Consider the following 17,156-nt stretch of genomic DNA (forward strand, 5'->3'; position numbering starts at 1 on the left):
GTCGGTGCTCTTCGGTGCTCTTCGGTGTTCTCGGTGTTCGGTGTACGGGTCGACGCGGGGTCAGATCGCCATTCCGTAGACGATGGTGAAGAGGGTGCCGAGGGAGCCGATGATGAAGACGCCGGTGAGGCCGGCGACGATCAGGCCCTTGCCCTGTTCCGCGCTGAAGGTGTCGCGGAGCGCGGTCGCGCCGATGCGCTGCTTGGCCGCGCCCCAGATGGCGATGCCCAGGCAGAGCAGGATCGCGACGGCCATCACGACCTCGATCATGATCTTCGCTTCGGCGCCGAGGCTCCCGAAGGGCCCCCAGTTCGGGGCGATTCCACCGATGATGGTGGTGATGTCGCCCTTCTCGGCCGCCAGGTACATAGAACTCACCGCCCCTGTCGGGTCGTTGGTCGGCCCCCGCCGGGCGGCAGGGGGCATCACCACTATCTTCGCTGATGAAACCGTTTGTGTGTGACGGCTTGGCCGCTGTCTTTACCCGATCCCCGCACACTTGACCGGTCTGACCGTCTTGACCTGCGGTGGTGCGGCCGGATTCCATACGAAGACGCGTATGGTCACTCTGTGTATCACGCAGGGTGACTTTGGGCAATGATTGTCGTTGTTGCACTCTTGGGGCCGCGTCGGGCGCGGGCCGTCCCCGGGAGGGAGCGCCCCGCCTAGACTGGCCGGGCGGGGCGTACTGCCAGGGACCGAGGGGTGGTTGACGGTGCGTAGGGCGGGCAGGGCGTGGCTGCTGGCGGGCGGGGGTCTCGGGCTCTGCGCGGGGTTCGTGGCGCTGCTCCTGGTCGGTACGTACGCGGCGGCCGCCGGTTTCCTCGGGGGCGCGGGTTCGGCCAGGACCGGCACGGTGGCCTTGGCCAAGGGTGCGGTTCCGGCCATGTACCAGGGGCTGGTGCAGCGGTGGGGCAATCTGTGCCCGGCGCTCAATCCGGCGCTCCTCGCGGCGCAGCTGTACCAGGAGAGCGGCTGGTCCCCGCGGGCGGTGTCGCCGGTGGGCGCGCAGGGCATCGCCCAGTTCATGCCGGGCACCTGGGCGAGCCACGGCGTGGACGGGGACGGGGACGGCGACAAGGACGTCTGGGACCCGGCGGACGCGATCCCGTCGGCGGCCTCGTACGACTGCGCGCTGGCGGGGTACGTGAAGGACGTGCCGGGCGATCCGGTCAGCAACATGCTGGCGGCGTACAACGCGGGCGCGTACCGGGTGATCCAGTACAAGGGGGTCCCGCCGTACGAGGAGACGCGGAACTACGTGCGGATCATCCGGTCGCTGGAGCGGAGCTTCGCGCGGCCGGTGGGCCGGGTGCAGCCCTCGCAGCAGGCGGCGGGCGCGATCCACTACGCGCAGGGCAAGCTGGGGACCCCGTACCTGTGGGGCGGGACGGGCACGGCGGCGCAGAACGGGCGGTTCGACTGCTCGGGGCTGACGCAGGCGGCGTACCTGTCGGTGGGGATCGAGCTGCCCCGGGTGGCCAACGACCAGTACAACGCGGGCCCGCATCCGAGCCGGGAGGAGCTGCTCCCGGGTGACCTGGTGTTCTTCTCCGACGACCTGACGAATTCGCGGGCGATCCGTCACGTGGGCATCTACGTGGGCGGCGGGTACATGATCGACGCGCCGCGGACGGGGGCGGTGATCCGCTTCGACCGGATCGACACGCCGGACTACTTCGGGGCGACCCGGGTGACGAAGGACGGGGCGGCGGCGCTGCCGACGGACCTTCCCGGGACCCCGGCGTGAGCCGGCGGTCCGCCGGGCGGGCGGTCCCGGGGCGGCGGTCCCGGGGCGGAGGGTGCGGGGACGCTCGGTGAGGCCGGGGCCCTGGGCTGCGGGCGGGCGTCACTCTTCGATAACGTCGGCGTGATCCACCGGAGATCGCGGAACGTGCTCCTCAGGAGCTTCGTTCTCCCTTCCGACGACTCTGACCACGTCTGAACCACGGGGGTTGGAAACCAGACACGAGAAGCAAGGGGCCGCCACAGATGGCTGAACTCGCATCGGACGGTTCGAGTCCCGATGTCGGCCTGCTGTACGACATCAACGGGCTGGCGAAGGCCGCACCCCCGTGGTTCGACCGGGTCATGGAGTTCACCGGCGAGTACGGGATCATGCTCGCGATGGTGCTGGTGGTGCTCGGGTGCTGGTGGAGCGTCCGCCGGCGCGGGTCCCTGGCGGACTCGGTCTCGTCCGTCGCCGCGATCGTCTGGGCGCCGCTCGCCGCCGGTATCGCGCTCCTCGTCAACATTCCCATCCGCGGCTTCGTCGAGCGGCCGCGTCCCTTCGTCGACCACCAGGGCCTGGAGGTCCTGGTCGGCGGGAAGACGGACTACTCCTTCGTCAGCGATCACGCCACGATGGCGATGGCGCTCGCCGTCGGCCTGTTCGTCGCCCACCGCCGGTTCGGTCTGGCCGCCATCGGGCTCGCGCTCGCCGAGGGCTTCGCCCGCGTCTACATGGGCGTGCACTATCCGACCGACGTCGTCGGCGGCTTCGCGCTCGGCACCGCGGTGGCGCTGCTCCTGGCGCCGCTGACGCCGGTGCTGCTGGTGCCGCTGGTCGGCGCGGTCGCCCGCTCGCGCCGGGCGGGCGTCCTGGTCCGCTCCCGCCGCGCGGCGCCGTCGCCGGCCCGTCCCGGCGCGGTCGGCATCCCCGAGCCCCGCCTCGGCGGCCCGGCGGGCGGCGGCGAACGCGACCTCGCGGCCTGAGGGCTGACGGTTCCCCGGGCCTGCCCGGGCGGGCCCGGGGAGATCCGCCGGACGAGTCCTAGACCGCTTCGGCGGTGTGCAGGTGGTCGTCGGCGTCGGTGCGGGCGCGGTCCCTCGATCTGCGGGCCGGGCCGGTCCAGCCGCAGGTGCAGCGGGCCAGGGCGAAGGAGCCGCGTTCGGTGGTGGTCGTGTGGTGCGGGCGGGGCGCCGGCTGCTCGTGCACGTCCTCCACGGTACTGCGCGTGACGGCTCGCCCGTGCCGTCGTTATCCGCATCGGGAAAACCGGTCCTTTGGGGGTTGACGGGCGATGGCGGTGCAGGGGTACGGACGTCCGCGCGGTCACGGCGGGGTCCTCGCCCTCACCGCGGCCCTGCTCGCCTCGGCGGTCACCGGCTGCGGGGCGCCCGGGGAGGCCGCGCCGCCGCCCGATCCGGCGGGGGCGGTCCGGGGCGCGGCGGACGCGCTGGCCCGGGCGGGCACCTCGAAGGCGTCGACGGCGATGGAGATGGCGTCCGGCGGGACCCGGGTGACGATCCGGGGCGAGGGCGGTTACGACTTCCGGAGCCGTACCGGACGGCTGCGGGTGGTGCTGCCGAAGGACGCGGCCGGGACCAGCGCGCACCGGCCGATCACCGAGCTGCTCGTCCCCGGCGCCCTGTACATGAAGAACCGGGGTGCGGGCGTCCCCGCCGACAAGTGGGTGCGGGTGGACACCACGACCCTCGACGACGGGAACCTGGTCACCGGCGGGGCCACCGATCCGGGCGCGGCGGTGGAGCTGCTGCGCGGGGCGCGGGACGTGCGGTTCGTGGGGGAGACCGAGCTGGCCGGGGTGAAGGTGGCGCACTACCGGGGGGTGGCGGTGATCGGGGACGCGGCGCGGGCGGCGTCGCCGCAGCTGCGGGGGCCGCTGACGGCGGCGGCGAAGGGGTTCACCACCGACGAGGTGCCGTTCGACGCGTATCTCGACGGGTCGGGCCGGCTGCGGAAGGTCCGGCACCTGTTCAGCTTCAGCAACCAGGGGCGGGCGGTCGCGGTGTCGTCGACGACGCTGCTGTACGGCTTCGGGGTGCCGGTGGAGGTGGAGCTGCCGGACGGCCGGGACATCTACGCCGGGCGGATCCAGGTCTGAACGGCCCCCGTACCGGTGTGGCGCGGACCATCGGCAAATGGTCCGTCCGTGTCATGCGCGCCCCGTGGCCCGATCCCTACGCTGGGAGGCCGACTCCGGCAGGAAACGTCCGGCAGGAAGAGGTGAACGCGCGTGGCACCCCTCAAGACGGCGGGCGCGGACCAGGACTGCGTCGCCCTCGCCGAGATAGAGCTGTGCGGCGATCTGATCATCGCCGCGTCGGCGGCGGACGGGGAGCGGCTGAGCGCCGACCGGATCGACGAGGTGCTGCGCGTCGAGCCGGCCGGCTGAGCGGTTCGGCCGCACGGGTGGCCGGGGGCGGGTGCCTTCGGGGGTGCCGGGCTCAGGTGCGGAGCATGCGGCCGATCGCCTTGGTGGCCTCCTCGACCTTGGCGTCGATGCCCTCGCCGGTGGCGGCGGCGTCGGCGACGCAGTGCCTCAGGTGCTCCTCCAGGAGCTGGAGGGCGAAGGACTGGAGGGCCTTCGTGGAGGCGGAGACCTGGGTGAGTATGTCGATGCAGTAGACGTCCTCGTCGACCATCCGCTGGAGTCCGCGGATCTGGCCCTCGATCCGCCGCAGTCGCTTGAGGTGTTCGTCCTTCTGTTTGTGGTAGCCGTGCACCCCGTGGGCGTGGTCGGCCGGCTCGACGGCGCCGACGGCCTCGGGGGTGACCTGGTCCGCCTCGGTGGTCGTCATCGCGTCCTCCCGTTGTCCTGAAAAGGGGGTGTATACCCCTCGTGGGTATATGGTACCGATCCCCGCCGATCCGGGGGCGGGGGTCTCGTGCAGATCACTGTGCCTGATGGGCGACACTGAGAGGACGCCGGTTAGCCGTGGCCGGATGATGTGCTTAGCATCAGCCTGACCGAAACCCAGCACCCCGAGGACCTCACGTGCGATTTCGCCTGACCCCCAGGGAGACGAGCTTCTACGACATGTTCGCCGCGTCCGCGGACAACATCGTCACGGGCTCCAAGCTCCTGATGGAACTGCTCGGAGCGGACGTGTCCGCCCGGGCCGAGATCGCGGAACGGATGCGGGCAGCGGAGCACGCCGGCGACGACGCCACCCACGCGATCTTCCACCAGCTGAACTCCTCCTTCATCACGCCGTTCGACCGTGAGGACATCTACTCCCTCGCCTCGTCCCTCGACGACATCATGGACTTCATGGAGGAGGCCGTCGACCTGGTCGTCCTCTACAACATCGAGGAACTGCCCAAGGGCGTCGAGCAGCAGATCGAGGTCCTGGCGCGGGCGGCCGAGCTGACGGCCGAGGCGATGCCGAACCTCCGGACGATGGACAACCTCACCGAGTACTGGATCGAGGTCAACCGGCTGGAGAACCAGGCCGACCAGATCCACCGCAAGCTGCTCGCCCACCTCTTCAACGGCAAGTACGACGCCATCGAGGTGCTGAAGCTCAAGCAGGTCGTGGACGTGCTGGAGGAGGCGGCCGACGCGTTCGAGCACGTGGCCAACACGGTGGAGACCATCGCGGTCAAGGAGTCCTGAGGCTTCGTGGACACCTTCGCTCTGATCGTGACCATCGGCGTCGCGCTCGGCTTCACGTACACCAACGGCTTCCACGACTCGGCCAACGCGATCGCCACCTCGGTGTCGACGCGGGCGCTGACGCCCCGGGCCGCCCTCGCGATGGCGGCGGTGATGAACCTCGCGGGCGCCTTCATGGGCAGCGGGGTCGCCAAGACGGTCAGTGAGGGCCTGATCGAGACGCCGCACGGCGACAAGGGGATGGGCATCCTCTTCGCCGCGCTGGTCGGCGCGATCATCTGGAACCTGGTGACCTGGTACTTCGGTCTGCCGTCCTCCTCCTCCCACGCGCTGTTCGGCGGCATGGTGGGCGCGGCGCTGGCCGGCGGTACGGAGGTCATCTGGGGCGGCGTCCTCGACAAGGTCGTCATCCCGATGTTCGTCTCCCCGGTGATCGGCCTCGTCGCCGGTTACCTGGTCATGTGCGCGATCATGTGGATGTTCCGCCGGGCCAACCCGCACAAGGCCAAGCGCGGCTTCCGCATCGCGCAGACCGTGTCGGCGGCCGGCATGGCGCTGGGCCACGGCCTCCAGGACGCGCAGAAGACGATGGGCATCGTGGTGATGGCCCTGGTCATCGCCGACGTGCAGGGCGCGGGCGACGAGATCCCGGTGTGGGTGAAGATCGCCTGTGCGGTGATGCTCTCGCTGGGCACGTACGCGGGCGGCTGGCGGATCATGCGGACCCTCGGCCGCAAGATCATCGAGCTGGACCCGCCGCAGGGCTTCGCGGCGGAGACGACCGGCGCGTCGATCATGTTCGGTTCGGCGTTCCTCTTCCACGCGCCGATCTCCACGACGCACGTCATCACCTCCGCGATCATGGGTGTGGGCGCGACCAAGCGGGTCAACGCGGTCCGCTGGGGCGTCGCGAAGAACATCATCCTCGGCTGGTTCATCACCATGCCGGCGGCGGCGGTCGTGGCGGCGCTCAGCTACTACGTGGTGCAGCTGGTCTTCGGCTGACGGCCGCCCGGACCTGTCCGGGCGATGTGGTCGGGCCCGGCTCCCCTGGGGGGAGCCGGGCCCGTCTGCGTCGTACGGCGGCACCGCCATGCAGCGCCGTACGACCGTCTTATCCGAAGCGGCCGGAGATGTAGTCCTCGGTCGCCTGGACGCTCGGGTTGGAGAAGATGCGCTCGGTGTCGTCCAGCTCGATGAGCTTGCCGGGCTGGCCGACCGCGGCCAGGTTGAAGAAGGCGGTGCGGTCGGAGACGCGGGCGGCCTGCTGCATGTTGTGCGTCACGATGACGATCGTGAAGCGCTCCTTCAGCTCGCCGATCAGGTCCTCGATGGCGAGGGTGGAGATCGGGTCGAGGGCGGAGCAGGGCTCGTCCATCAGGAGCACGTCGGGCTCGACGGCGATGGCGCGGGCGATGCAGAGGCGCTGCTGCTGGCCGCCGGAGAGGCCGGAGCCGGGCTTGTTGAGGCGGTCCTTGACCTCGTTCCAGAGGTTGGCGCCCTTGAGGGACTTCTCGACGATGTCGTTGAGCTCGGCCTTCTTGTACTTGCCGTTCAGCCGCAGGCCCGCCGCCACGTTGTCGAAGATCGACATGGTGGGGAAGGGGTTGGGGCGCTGGAAGACCATGCCGACCGTGCGGCGGACCGCGACCGGGTCGACGTTGGCGCCGTACAGGTTCTCGTCGTCCAGCATCACCTTGCCCTCGACGCGGCCGCCGGGGGTGACCTCGTGCATGCGGTTCAGGGTGCGCAGGAAGGTGGACTTGCCGCAGCCGGAGGGCCCGATGAAGGCGGTCACGGAGCGGGGCTCGACGGTCATCGAGATGTCGTCGATCGCCTTGTGGTTGCCGTAGTAGGCGGAGAGGCCGCTGACGTCGATTCGCTTGGCCATGATTAGTTCACTTCCGTTCGGCTCAGCGGCCGGTCTTCGGGGCCTTCCAGCGGGCGATGCCGCGGGCCACCATGTTGAGGATCATGACGAAGGCGATCAGGACGAGTGCGGCGGCCCAGGCGCGGGCCACGGACTGGTCGGTGCCGACCTGGTACTGCTCGTACACGTAGAGCGGCAGGGAGGACTGGGCGCCTTCGAAGGGGTTCGGGTTGATGAGCTTCGTACCGAACACGAGGAGCAGGACCGGGGCGGTCTCGCCGGTGATGCGGGCGACCGCGAGCATGACGCCCGTGGTGATGCCGCCGATCGCGGTGGGCAGGACCACCTTCAGGATCGTGCGCCACTTGGGGATGCCGAGGGCGAGGCTGGCCTCGCGGAGCTCGTTCGGGACGAGCTTGAGCATCTCCTCGGTGGAGCGGACGACGACCGGCATCATCAGGATGGCGAGGGCCATCGCGCCGGCGAAGCCGGAGGGGCCGAAGTCCAGCATCAGGGTCCAGGTGGACAGGACGAAGAGGCCGGCGACGATCGAGGGGATGCCCGTCATGACGTCGACGAAGAAGGTGACGGCCTTGGCCAGCCGGCCCTTGCCGTACTCGACGAGGTAGACGGCGGTCAGCAGTCCGATGGGGGCGGCGATCAGGGTGGCGATGCCGACCTGCTCGATGGTGCCGAGCAGCGCGTGGTAGACGCCGCCGCCGGCCTCGGCGTCGAGGACGCCGTTCATCGAGTGGGTCAGGAAGTAGACGTCGAGGACGGCGATGCCCTTGCTGATCGTGACCCAGGCGAGGGAGAGCAGCGGGACGACGGCGAGGACGAAGCAGACCCAGACGAGGCTGGTGGCGACGCGGTCCTTGGCCTGGCGGGCGCCTTCGACCTTGCTGGTGAGGGCGTAGCTGACCAGGACGAAGAGGAGGGCGGCGAGCATGCCCCACTGGGTCCTGGAGTGCCAGCCGGCGGCGAGGCCGATGCCGATGCCGGCGGCGATGGAGCCGGCCGCGACGGCGGCGGGGGTCCAGCGCGGGAGGCGGGCGTGGGAGAGGGGGCCGCGGGGCTTGGAGAGCGCGACCGGGCGTTCCTGTACGGCGTGGCTCATGCGTTCGCCCCCGAGTACTCCTTGCGGCGCGCGATGATCATGCGTGCGGCGCCGTTGACCAGCAGGGTGATGACGAAGAGGACGAGGCCGGAGGCGATGAGCGCGTCCCGGCCGTAGGCGTCGGCCTCGTTGAACTTGGCGGCGATGTTCTGGGCGAAGGTGCCGCCGCCGGGGTCGAGCAGGTGCAGGGAGAGCGCGAAGCTCGGGGAGAGGACGACGGCGACGGCCATCGTCTCGCCGAGGGCGCGGCCGAGGCCGAGCATCGAGGCGGAGATGATGCCGGAGCGGCCGAAGGGCAGCACCGCCATGCGGATGACCTCCCAGCGCGTGGCGCCGAGGGCGAGCGCGGCCTCTTCGTGCATCTTCGGGGCCTGGAGGAAGACCTCGCGGGTGACGTTGGTGATGATCGGAAGGATCATGATCGCCAGCAGGATGCCCACGGTGAACATGTTGCGGGCGACGCCGTCGGCGGACTTGTCGAAGATGTACGTCCAGCCGAGGTACTGGTCGAGCCACTGGTTGAGGCCGTCGAGGTACGGGACCAGGAAGATCGCGCCCCAGAGGCCGTAGATGATGCTGGGCACGGCGGCGAGCAGGTCGACGACGTACGCGAGCGGCTTGGCCAGCTTGCGCGGGGCGTAGTGCGAGATGAAGAGGGCGATGCCGATGGCGACCGGCACGGCGATGGCCATGGCGATGACCGAGGAGACGATCGTGCCGAAGGCGAGGACGGCGATGCCGAAGACCGGCGGGTCGCCGGCCGGGTTCCACTCGAAGGTGGTGAAGAAGTTGGCGCTGTCGTCGGAGATGGCGAGGACGGCGCGGTAGGTGAGGAAGACCGCGATCGCGGCCATGATCACGAGGAGGGTGATGCCGGAGCCCTTGGAGAGGCCGCTGAATATGCGGTCCCCGGGGCGTACCGCGCTCGAAGCGCGCCGGCTCCTGTTCTGGTCTGTCGCTGGCGGTGTGGTGGTAACCATCGGATTCTCCGGTCTGCGGAGCCGTACGGGGTACGGGCTCCTGGCGGCGGTGCACCGGATGCCGGGGGCGGCCCCTCCCACGGGAGGTGGAGGAAGCCGCCCCCGGCGGTGGGTCAGGACAGGGTCGGGACGATGGCGCGGACCTTGGCGGCGATCTCGGCCGGCAGCGGCGCGTAGCCGGCGTCGGAGAGGATCTTCTGGCCCTCGTCGCTGACGGTGTAGTTGAGGAAGGCCTTCAGGGTCGGCAGGGTCTCCGCCTTGTTGCCCTTGTCGCAGGCGATCTCGTAGGTGACGAGGATCAGCGGGTAGGCGCCCTCGGCCTTGGTGCCGTAGTCGAGGGAGAGGGCGACGTCGTTGCCGGTGCCCTTGACCTTGGCGGCGGCGATGGCCTTGGAGGCGTTCTCCGAGGTGGCGGCGACCGGGGCGGAGGCGCCGGTGTTCAGGCTCACGGTGGAGATCTTGTTGGCGTTGGCGAAGGAGAGCTCGAAGTAGCCGATGGAGCCCTCGGTGTCCTTGACGGCGGAGGCGACGCCGGAGGAGCCGCTGGCGGCCTGGCCCTTCTGGGCGGGCCACGACTTGGCCTTCGGGTCGTACTTCCAGTCGGCCGGGGCGGCGACGGAGAAGTACTTGCCCAGGTTCTGGGTGGTGCCCGACTCGTCGGAGCGGTGGAACGCCTGGATCGTGCTGTCGGGCAGCTTGGCGCCCGGGTTCAGCTTGGTGATCGCCTCGTCGTTCCACTTGGTGATCTTGTTGTCGAAGATCTTGGCGAGCGTGGGGGCGTCGAGGATCAGGTTGTCCACGCCCTCCAGCTTGTAGCCGATGGCGATGGGGCCGCCGACCATGGGGAGGTTGACGCCGGTGCCGCCGGCGCAGACCTTCTTGGACTCGGCGACCTCCTCCTCCTTCAGGGCGGAGTCGGAGCCGGCCAGGGCGACCTGGCCCTGGTTGAACTTGGTGATGCCGCCGCCGGAGCCGATGCCCTGGTAGTTGATCTCGACGCCGGCGCACGCGGCCTGGAAGTTCTTGACCCACAGGTCCATCGCGCCCTTCTGCGCGCTGGAACCCGCGGCGAGCAGCTGGCCCTTGGCACCGTCGCACTTGATGTTCGACGCGGCGGCGGAGGTCTTGTCGCCGCCGGCCTTGGCGGGCTCGCTGTTGTTGTCCGAGCCACACGCCGACAGGACGAGCGCGCCGGAGACGACGAGGGCACCGATCGCGGAGGCGCGAAGCCCGTTCTTGCGCGAAAGCTTCACTTTCGGGTGTTCCTTCCAGAAGCCGCCGGGCCCGGACTCGGTGTCCGGTGCGCCGAGGGCGGCACGTGTCGGGTGGTGGGTGCATCGTCAGGCTCCGTGCACCGCGTAAGGCCGAAATTAGGCAGATCAGGTGAAGCGGCCAGCCGTGGAGAGTGAACGTGAGGTGAACCGTGCCGTAAGCCACGGTGCGGTCCGCCCCGGGCGGACGCCCGCGCGCGGGCACGGCGGCCCGCGCCGGTGGGGCGGCGGGCCGGTGCGGTGCGGGGAGCGGCGGAGCCGGTACGGGGACGGGGGCGGGGGACGGCCGGTGCGGTACGGCGCCGGGGCCGCGGGTGTCCGGAAGGTGCCTAGGGTCTGTCCGGCGGAGCTGTGCGGGGCCCGGTCAGGAAGGCGTCGAGGAGGTCCCGGTCGCGGTGCCGGGTCAGGAGGGCGCGGGCGGCGGCGGGGGGCAGCCGGCGCAGCCGGTCCACCTCGCGGCCGGGGGCGAAGGCGCCGCCGAGGGCGCGGGCCGCCCAGTAGTCGACCTCCTTGGGGCGGCCGTCGACCGGGTAGCGGACGGTGGGCAGCCGGGGGCCGAGCGCGCAGTGGTGGCCGGTCTCCTCCAGGACCTCGCGCAGGGCGCACGCCTCGGCGCTCTCGCCGCGCTCGCGCTTGCCCTTCGGGTGCGACCAGTCGTCGTACCGGGGCCGGTGGACGAGGGCGATCTCGACGTCCCCGCCGGGGGCCGGGCGCCACAGGACGCAGCCGGCCGCCCGGACGGGGTCCTGCCGGGCGGTGCTCACGGCACGGGCGCGGCGGCGGTGTGCCAGGCGTGCTGGAAGGCGAAGCGGGCGGCCTCGACCTCGTGGCGCTGGTCGGCGTGGAGGACGCCGAGGGCGTAGGCGGTGGCGGGGGCGATCCGGGGGGTGCGGGCCGCGCCGGCGGCGGCCGCCGCGGCCTCGGCGGCGTCGCGGTGCCGGTCGAGGGCGCGGGCCGCCTCGTACAGCGCCCGGTCGGGTTCGCCGCCGCCGGAGGTGACCTCGGTGGCGTAGCGGTGCAGGCGGAGCAGGAGGCGGGTGTGGTGCCAGGGGGCGTCCTGGTTCTCGCCGGCCAGGGCGAGCGCCTCGGCGTTGTACGGGTGGGCGGCCCGGTGCAGCGGCAGGGTGTCGACGGCGTCGAGGAGCCGGCGGCGGGCGACCGAGGCGGAGGCGTCGAGGACCTCGGGGGCGGGGGCGGTGCCCGCGGGGCCGAGCGGCACCTCGGAGGCGAGCAGGGCGACGGCGTCGGCGAGGGCGTGGAAGCGGGAGGAGCCGAGGGCCTGGAGGGCGGCCGAGTGGGCGCGGGTGCGGGCCAGGGTGAGCTGCCGCTCCAGGAGGGCGCCGGCGCGGGCGGTGCCGACGGCGAGGCCGGCGGCCTCCGAGCCGCGGGCGGCGGGGACGGGTCCGCTGCCGGTGGAGAGCCGGTTGAGGGCGTCCATCAGCCGCACCAGCCGGGAGGTGCACGCCTGTTCGAGGGCGAGGGTGCCGGAGAGCCAGGCGAGCTCGGTGCGCAGCTGGTCGGCCCAGGCCGGGTCGAGCAGCGGCCGGAAGGTGTGGAGGGTGCCGCTGATCCGGCGGGCGGCCGCCCGCAGGGTGCCGGCGGCCTCCTCCGCTCCGCCGGTGTCCGCGCCGCTCTCGCCGTGCTGCCGCAGGCCGCGGAGGAAGTCCGCGGCCCGTCCGTGCAGATAGGGGGAGAGGACCTCGCCCGCGGTGACGGCCTGGATGGGGTCAAGGTTGTGCACGCCGGCGCCTCCGCGCGTCGATGAGCATCTCCTGCACGTGCCGCAGCGGCTTGCCCTCCGGGTCGGTCGCGTGGCGCGTCCAGTTCCCGTCCGGGCCGAGGTGCCAGGAGGAGGTGGTGTCGGACATCCCGGTCTCCAGGAGCCGGGTGAGGGCGGCCCGGTGGGCGGGGTCGGTGACCCGCACCAGGGCTTCGATGCGCCGGTCGAGGTTGCGGTGCATCATGTCGGCGCTGCCGAACCAGACTTCGGGTTCGCCGCCGTTGCCGAAGGCGAAGACCCGGGAGTGCTCCAGGAAGCGGCCGAGGACCGAGCGGACCCGGATGTTCTCGGAGAGGCCGGGGACGCCGGGGCGGACGGCGCAGATGCCGCGCACCCAGATGTCGACCGGGACGCCGGCCCGGGAGGCCCGGTAGCAGGCGTCGATGACGGCCTCGTCGACCATCGAGTTGACCTTGATCTTCACGTACGCCGGCCGGCCCGCCCGGTGGTGCGCGATCTCCTTGGTGATGCGGGAGACCAGTCCGTCGCGGAGCGACTTGGGGGCGGTGAGGAGGCGGCGGTAGGTCTCGCGGCGGGAGTAGCCGGAGAGCCGGTTGAAGAGGTCGGAGAGGTCGGCGCCGACCTGCGGGTCGGCGGTGAGCAGGCCGAGGTCCTCGTAGAGCCGGGCGGTCTTGGGGTGGTAGTTGCCGGTGCCGACGTGCGAGTAGCGGCGCAGCAGGTCGCCCTCCTGACGGACCACCAGGGAGAGCTTGCAGTGGGTCTTGAGGCCGACGAGGCCGTAGACGACGTGGCAGCCGGCCTCCTCCAGCTTGCGCGCCCACTTGATGTTGGCCTGCTCGTCGAAGCGGGCCTTGATCTCGACGAGGACGAGGACCTGCTTGCCGGACTCGGCGGCGTCGATGAGGGCGTCGACTATGGGGGAGTCGCCGGAGGTGCGGTAGAGCGTCTGCTTGATGGCGAGGACGTCGGGGTCGGCCGCCGCCTGCTCCAGGAAGGCCTGGACGGAGGTGGAGAAGGAGTCGTACGGGTGGTGCAGGAGCACGTCCCGTTCGCGCAGCGCGGCGAAGATGTCGGGCGCGGACGCGGACTCGACCTCGGCGAGGTCCCGGTGGGTGCCGGCGACGAACTTCGGGTACTTCAGCTCGGGCCGGTCCTGGCCGGCGATGCCGAAGAGGCCGGTGAGGTCGAGCGGGCCGGGCAGCGGGTAGACCTCGGCGTCGGAGATCTTCAGTTCGCGGACGAGGAGGTCGAGGACGTACGGGTCGATGGACTCCTCGACCTCCAGGCGGACCGGCGGGCCGAAGCGGCGCCGCATGAGCTCCTTCTCCAGGGCCTGGAGGAGGTTCTCGGCGTCGTCCTCCTCGACCTCCAGGTCCTCGTTGCGGGTCACCCGGAACATGTGGTGCGCGAGCACCTCCATGCCGGGGAACAGCTCCTCCAGGTGCGCCGCGATCACGTCCTCCAGGGGGACGTACCGCTGCGGGGACGCCTCCAGGAAGCGGGAGAGCAGCGGCGGCACCTTGACCCGGGCGAAGTGGCGGTGGCCGCTGACCGGGTTGCGGACGACGACGGCGAGGTTGAGGGAGAGCCCGGAGATGTACGGGAAGGGGTGCGCCGGGTCCACGGCGAGCGGGGTGAGGACGGGGAAGATCCGCTGCCGGAACAGGGTGAACAGGCCGGCCTGCTCCTTCTCGGTCAGCTCGGGCCAGCGGATCAGGTGGATGCCCTCGTCGGCCAGGGCGGGGGCGACGTCCTGCTGGTAGCAGGCGGCGTGCCGGGCCATGAGCTCGCGGGAGCGGGTCCAGATGAGGTCGAGGACCTCGCGGGGCTGGAGCCCGGAGGCGGAGCGGGTGGCGACGCCGGTGGCGATGCGGCGCTTGAGTCCGGCGACCCGGACCATGAAGAACTCGTCGAGGTTCGAGGCGAAGATCGCGAGGAAGTTCGCCCGTTCGAGGAGGGGGGTGGCGGGGTCCTCGGCGAGTTCGAGGACGCGCTCGTTGAAGGCGAGCCAGCTGCGCTCGCGGTCCAGGAAGCGGCCCTGGGGCAGCTTCCCGCCGCCGTTCCCGCCGCCCTCGGTCCCGTCCTCGTACTCCTCGTAGACGTCGGGGTCGACGTCGAGCTCGGGCTCCGGGCCGCTGTACGGGCGGGAGGCCGTCGCGGCGCTCGGGGAGGGCTGCGGGGACGCGGGGGCGGAGGTCTGGACCGGGACCTCGGCGGGCTGCTGGCTCATGGGGCCATTCTTCCGCGCGAAGGGGGTCTCGGGCGCGTCGGAGCGGGCCGTGGGGGAGGGCAGTCTCCCCTTGGGAAGTCTTCCCGGGGAGGAGGCCCTGCCGGGTGCGGACACGGATCGCTTCATTGCGTGAGCGTCGCAAGCGCGTCTGAATGGCGGGTGACGACGACATGACGTACGGGAATCGCGGACCGATCAGGGCGGGGCCCGTTTCCGGACCCCGCCCCGGACCGTGACGGAGGGTGATCCCCGCCGGGCGCGCCTAGGGGTGCCGGGCCCGCAGCACGCGGAAGGCGGCGTAGAGGGCGAGGGCGGCGAGGGCGAGGAGGATGCCGGACTCGATGAGCTGGGTGGGCCAGAAGTGGGATTCGGGGTGGTAGTCGGCGTACTGAGAGACGACGCCGTGGTCGGCGAAGCACTGGGCCTGCGCCTTGCCCCACGCCTGGGGGTCGGTGTCGATGCCGGGGGCGTTGTTGATCTGCTCCCAGCACCGCGACTCGTCGAAGCGGGCACCGGAGGAGGTGAGCAGGCCGGTGTCCATGACGAGGCCGTTGCCGGGGGCCCACAGGGTGGGTCCGGCGGGGCCGGTGACGGTCTCCACCGGCATCAGGGACCAGCGGTAGGCGCCGAGGACGAGGGTGAGCAGGCCCATGACCAGGGCGGTGGCGGCCATGGCGGGCAGGGTGCGGCGGACGAGCTGGCCGATCAGGGCGCCGACGGCGAGGGCGGCGAGGAGGTACGCGAAGAGGACGGCGCCGGTCGGGATGTAGACGTACGGCTCGGCCCAGAGGAAGTACCCGACCTCTCCCGTCCGGGACCAGCCGAGGGCGAAGACGCCCATGCCGGCGAGTGCGGTGAGGGAGGCGCCCGCCGCGGTGAGGAGCAGTTTGGAGCGGAGCCAGGCGGCCGGGCTCACCGACTGGGTGAGGGAGAGGCTGTACGTCCCCGACTCGTACTCGCGGGCCACCATCGGGCCCGCGACCAGGGCGGCGACGGCGATCGGCAGCAGGGCCAGGCCCATGCCCAGGTATTGCAGGAGCCACTGGAGCAGGCCGAACGCCCGGTTGTCGGGGTCCGGGTTCCAGCCGCCGTTCTCCAGGGCGGTGTCCGGGTAGCGCGCGTCCCAGATCCGCAGGGCGGCGACCGCGGCCAGGGCGAGGAGGACCAGGGCCAGGGCCGCCCACAGCGTCCGCCGGTACTGGCGGACCGTCACCCAGGCGGGGCCCCTGAGGGCGGGGCTGCTCATGCGGGGGCTCCTTCGGGGGTGCGGAGGTGGGCGAGGAGGAGTTCTTCGAGGGAGGGTTCGGTGGTCTCCCAGGGGCCTTCGACGGGGCCCTCGCGGCGGACGAGCGCGGTGAGCTGACGGCCCGTCGTGCGGGAGTCGACCACCGTGTGCGGGGCGAGGTCGCCGACCGGGCCGCGCAGCAGGGCGTGCGCGGCGAGCAGGTCGTCGACGGTGCCGGCGAGGCGGATGCGGCCGCCGGCGAGCAGCAGCAGGTGGTCGCAGGAGCCCTCCAGCTCGGTGAGGATGTGCGACGACATGACGACGGTGGTGCCGCGCTCGGCCGCGTCGGCCATCAGCAGGCCCATGAGCTGGTGCCGGGCGAGCGGGTCGAGGTCGGCCATCGGCTCGTCGAGGAGCAGGAGCCCGGCGCGCTTGCCGAGCGCGAGGGCGAGGGCGACGCGGGTGCGCTGGCCGCCGGAGAGGTGGTGGACGAGGGTGTCGGAGGAGAAGCCGCCGCCCTCGACGACCCGGAGCGCGGCGGCCCCGTCCCAGCGGCCGGGGTTGAGCTCGCGGCCCATGCGCAGGGTGTCGGCGACGGTGAGCCGGGGGTGCAGCGGCTTGCTCTGGGCGACGTACGCGAGGTCGTCGCGGGCGGGCCGGGCGAGGGTGCCCTCGGTGGGCCGGGTGAGGCCGGCGGCGAGGGCGAGGAGGGTGGACTTGCCGGCGCCGTTGGGGCCGACGAGGGCGCAGATCCGGCCGGTGGGGAGGGCGAAGTCGCACTCCCGCAGGGCCCAGCCGCCGCGTCGTCCTCCGTACTTCTTGCCCAGGAGGTCCGCCTCCAGGGCGATTCCCTCGGTATGTGCGGTCACTGTTCCCCGTCCCCCTCGAAGTGCTGTGCCAGTACGTCGGTGAAGAGTGCGGTCACGTCCTCGCGGTCGAGTCCGGCGGCGCGTGCGCGGCGGGCCCAGGCGGCGAGCTCGCCCCGGAGGGGGGAGTCGGCGGGGGCGGTGGTGCCGAGCGTGGCGCGGACGAAGGTGCCGAGGCCGCGGCGGGCCTCGACGAGTCCTTCGCGTTCGAGTTCGCGGTAGGCCTTGAGGACCGTGTTGGGGTTGATGGCGGTCGCCTCGACGACCTCGCGTGCGGTGGGCAGCCGGTCGCCGGGTTCCAGGAGGCCCATCCGGAGGGCCTGTTTCGTCTGCTGGACGATCTGGAGGTAGGTGGCGACGCCGCTGCGCCGGTCGATGCGGTACTCGACCACGATTCCCTTCCACCACCCTTTCACTAATCAAGTAGTGAAAGGGTGGTGGAAAGAAGGGGGCGGTGTCAACCGCCCCCGGGTGAGGAGGTGTTACGGCTCCG

At 71.7% G+C, this 17,156-nt stretch carries 19 protein-coding genes; 6 read left to right on the forward strand and 13 right to left on the reverse strand.

Annotated features, from left to right (window positions below; genetic code table 11):
• Nucleotides 1-60: 60 nt before the first annotated feature.
• Nucleotides 61-369: a DUF8827 family protein gene (locus IE219_RS00065; protein WP_030495498.1), complete on the reverse strand. Its 309-nt coding sequence runs from the start codon at nucleotides 367-369 to the stop codon at nucleotides 61-63.
• Between the two features lie 346 nt (nucleotides 370-715).
• On the opposite strand from IE219_RS00065, the gene IE219_RS00070 reads away from it, so the two are divergent.
• Nucleotides 716-1,750: a C40 family peptidase gene (locus IE219_RS00070; protein WP_373298748.1), complete on the forward strand. Its 1,035-nt coding sequence runs from the start codon at nucleotides 716-718 to the stop codon at nucleotides 1,748-1,750.
• 242 nt (nucleotides 1,751-1,992) lie between these two features.
• Nucleotides 1,993-2,715 (forward strand): phosphatase PAP2 family protein, encoded by a 723-nt coding sequence (locus IE219_RS00075; RefSeq protein ID WP_189974128.1) that lies wholly within the window; start codon nucleotides 1,993-1,995, stop codon nucleotides 2,713-2,715.
• 58 nt (nucleotides 2,716-2,773) lie between these two features.
• On the opposite strand, the gene IE219_RS00080 is transcribed toward IE219_RS00075, so the two are convergent.
• Nucleotides 2,774-2,938 (reverse strand): hypothetical protein, encoded by a 165-nt coding sequence (locus tag IE219_RS00080; protein ID WP_189974995.1) that lies wholly within the window; start codon nucleotides 2,936-2,938, stop codon nucleotides 2,774-2,776.
• An 85-nt stretch (nucleotides 2,939-3,023) separates the two neighbouring features.
• Between IE219_RS00080 and IE219_RS00085 the strand changes: the two genes are divergently transcribed.
• Together IE219_RS00085 and IE219_RS00090 are read left to right on the forward strand one after the other, a co-directional pair.
• Nucleotides 3,024-3,848 (forward strand): SCO4651 family lipoprotein, encoded by an 825-nt coding sequence (locus IE219_RS00085; RefSeq protein WP_189974130.1) that lies wholly within the window; start codon nucleotides 3,024-3,026, stop codon nucleotides 3,846-3,848.
• A 132-nt stretch (nucleotides 3,849-3,980) separates the two neighbouring features.
• Complete coding sequence (locus IE219_RS00090; RefSeq protein WP_189974132.1) at nucleotides 3,981-4,139, forward strand: hypothetical protein; 159 nt, start codon at nucleotides 3,981-3,983, stop codon at nucleotides 4,137-4,139.
• Between the two features lie 52 nt (nucleotides 4,140-4,191).
• Here IE219_RS00090 and IE219_RS00095 read toward each other — a convergent pair whose 3' ends face one another.
• Nucleotides 4,192-4,545: a metal-sensitive transcriptional regulator gene (locus IE219_RS00095; RefSeq protein ID WP_229849512.1), complete on the reverse strand. Its 354-nt coding sequence runs from the start codon at nucleotides 4,543-4,545 to the stop codon at nucleotides 4,192-4,194.
• Nucleotides 4,546-4,742: 197 nt separating this feature from the next.
• Here IE219_RS00095 and IE219_RS00100 point away from each other — a divergent pair, with 197 nt between their 5' ends.
• A complete protein-coding gene (locus IE219_RS00100) occupies nucleotides 4,743-5,363 on the forward strand; it encodes a DUF47 domain-containing protein (protein WP_031009642.1) in 621 nt (206 codons plus the stop codon).
• Nucleotides 5,364-5,369: 6 nt separating this feature from the next.
• Nucleotides 5,370-6,368 carry an inorganic phosphate transporter gene (locus IE219_RS00105; protein ID WP_189974134.1) on the forward strand — a complete coding sequence of 333 codons (999 nt, stop codon included), beginning with the start codon at nucleotides 5,370-5,372 and terminating at the stop codon, nucleotides 6,366-6,368.
• A gap of 109 nt (nucleotides 6,369-6,477) precedes the next feature.
• Here the strand turns inward: IE219_RS00105 and pstB are convergent, their stop codons facing one another.
• The 10 genes from pstB to IE219_RS00155 all read right to left on the reverse strand — a co-directional run bounded on the left by pstB (nucleotide 6,478) and on the right by IE219_RS00155 (nucleotide 17,055).
• A complete protein-coding gene (pstB, locus tag IE219_RS00110) occupies nucleotides 6,478-7,254 on the reverse strand; it encodes a phosphate ABC transporter ATP-binding protein PstB (RefSeq protein WP_189974136.1) in 777 nt (258 codons plus the stop codon).
• Between the two features lie 22 nt (nucleotides 7,255-7,276).
• Nucleotides 7,277-8,350, reverse strand: coding sequence for a phosphate ABC transporter permease PstA (gene pstA, locus IE219_RS00115; protein WP_189974138.1), 1,074 nt, complete (start codon nucleotides 8,348-8,350; stop codon nucleotides 7,277-7,279).
• Complete coding sequence (pstC, locus tag IE219_RS00120) at nucleotides 8,347-9,330, reverse strand: phosphate ABC transporter permease subunit PstC (RefSeq protein ID WP_189974140.1); 984 nt, start codon at nucleotides 9,328-9,330, stop codon at nucleotides 8,347-8,349. The genes pstA and pstC overlap by 4 nt, the downstream gene beginning before the upstream one ends.
• Nucleotides 9,331-9,443: 113 nt before the next feature.
• Nucleotides 9,444-10,583 carry a phosphate ABC transporter substrate-binding protein PstS gene (gene pstS / locus IE219_RS00125; protein ID WP_189974142.1) on the reverse strand — a complete coding sequence of 380 codons (1,140 nt, stop codon included), beginning with the start codon at nucleotides 10,581-10,583 and terminating at the stop codon, nucleotides 9,444-9,446.
• A gap of 347 nt (nucleotides 10,584-10,930) precedes the next feature.
• A complete protein-coding gene (locus IE219_RS00130) occupies nucleotides 10,931-11,365 on the reverse strand; it encodes an NUDIX hydrolase (RefSeq protein WP_189974143.1) in 435 nt (144 codons plus the stop codon).
• Nucleotides 11,362-12,342, reverse strand: coding sequence for a CHAD domain-containing protein (locus IE219_RS00135; protein ID WP_189974145.1), 981 nt, complete (start codon nucleotides 12,340-12,342; stop codon nucleotides 11,362-11,364). The genes IE219_RS00130 and IE219_RS00135 overlap by 4 nt, the downstream gene beginning before the upstream one ends.
• Nucleotides 12,329-14,572, reverse strand: coding sequence for an RNA degradosome polyphosphate kinase (locus tag IE219_RS00140; RefSeq protein WP_189974147.1), 2,244 nt, complete (start codon nucleotides 14,570-14,572; stop codon nucleotides 12,329-12,331). Before IE219_RS00140 ends, IE219_RS00135 begins: the two co-directional genes overlap by 14 nt.
• 262 nt (nucleotides 14,573-14,834) lie before the next feature.
• Entirely contained in the window at nucleotides 14,835-15,818 is a 984-nt protein-coding gene (locus IE219_RS00145) for an ABC-2 membrane transporter-related protein (RefSeq protein ID WP_189974149.1), read from the reverse strand.
• The gene (locus IE219_RS00150; RefSeq protein WP_189974151.1) at nucleotides 15,815-16,666 is read right to left on the reverse strand and encodes an ATP-binding cassette domain-containing protein; all 852 of its coding nucleotides are present in this window, start codon (nucleotides 16,664-16,666) and stop codon (nucleotides 15,815-15,817) included. The genes IE219_RS00145 and IE219_RS00150 overlap by 4 nt, the downstream gene beginning before the upstream one ends.
• Nucleotides 16,663-17,055: a GntR family transcriptional regulator gene (locus IE219_RS00155; protein WP_189974152.1), complete on the reverse strand. Its 393-nt coding sequence runs from the start codon at nucleotides 17,053-17,055 to the stop codon at nucleotides 16,663-16,665. The genes IE219_RS00150 and IE219_RS00155 overlap by 4 nt, the downstream gene beginning before the upstream one ends.
• Nucleotides 17,056-17,156 lie beyond the last annotated feature (101 nt).

Origin of the sequence: Streptomyces termitum, from assembly GCF_014650175.1 — a bacterium.
In the GTDB taxonomy this organism is placed as follows: Bacteria; Actinomycetota; Actinomycetes; order Streptomycetales; family Streptomycetaceae; genus Streptomyces; species Streptomyces termitum.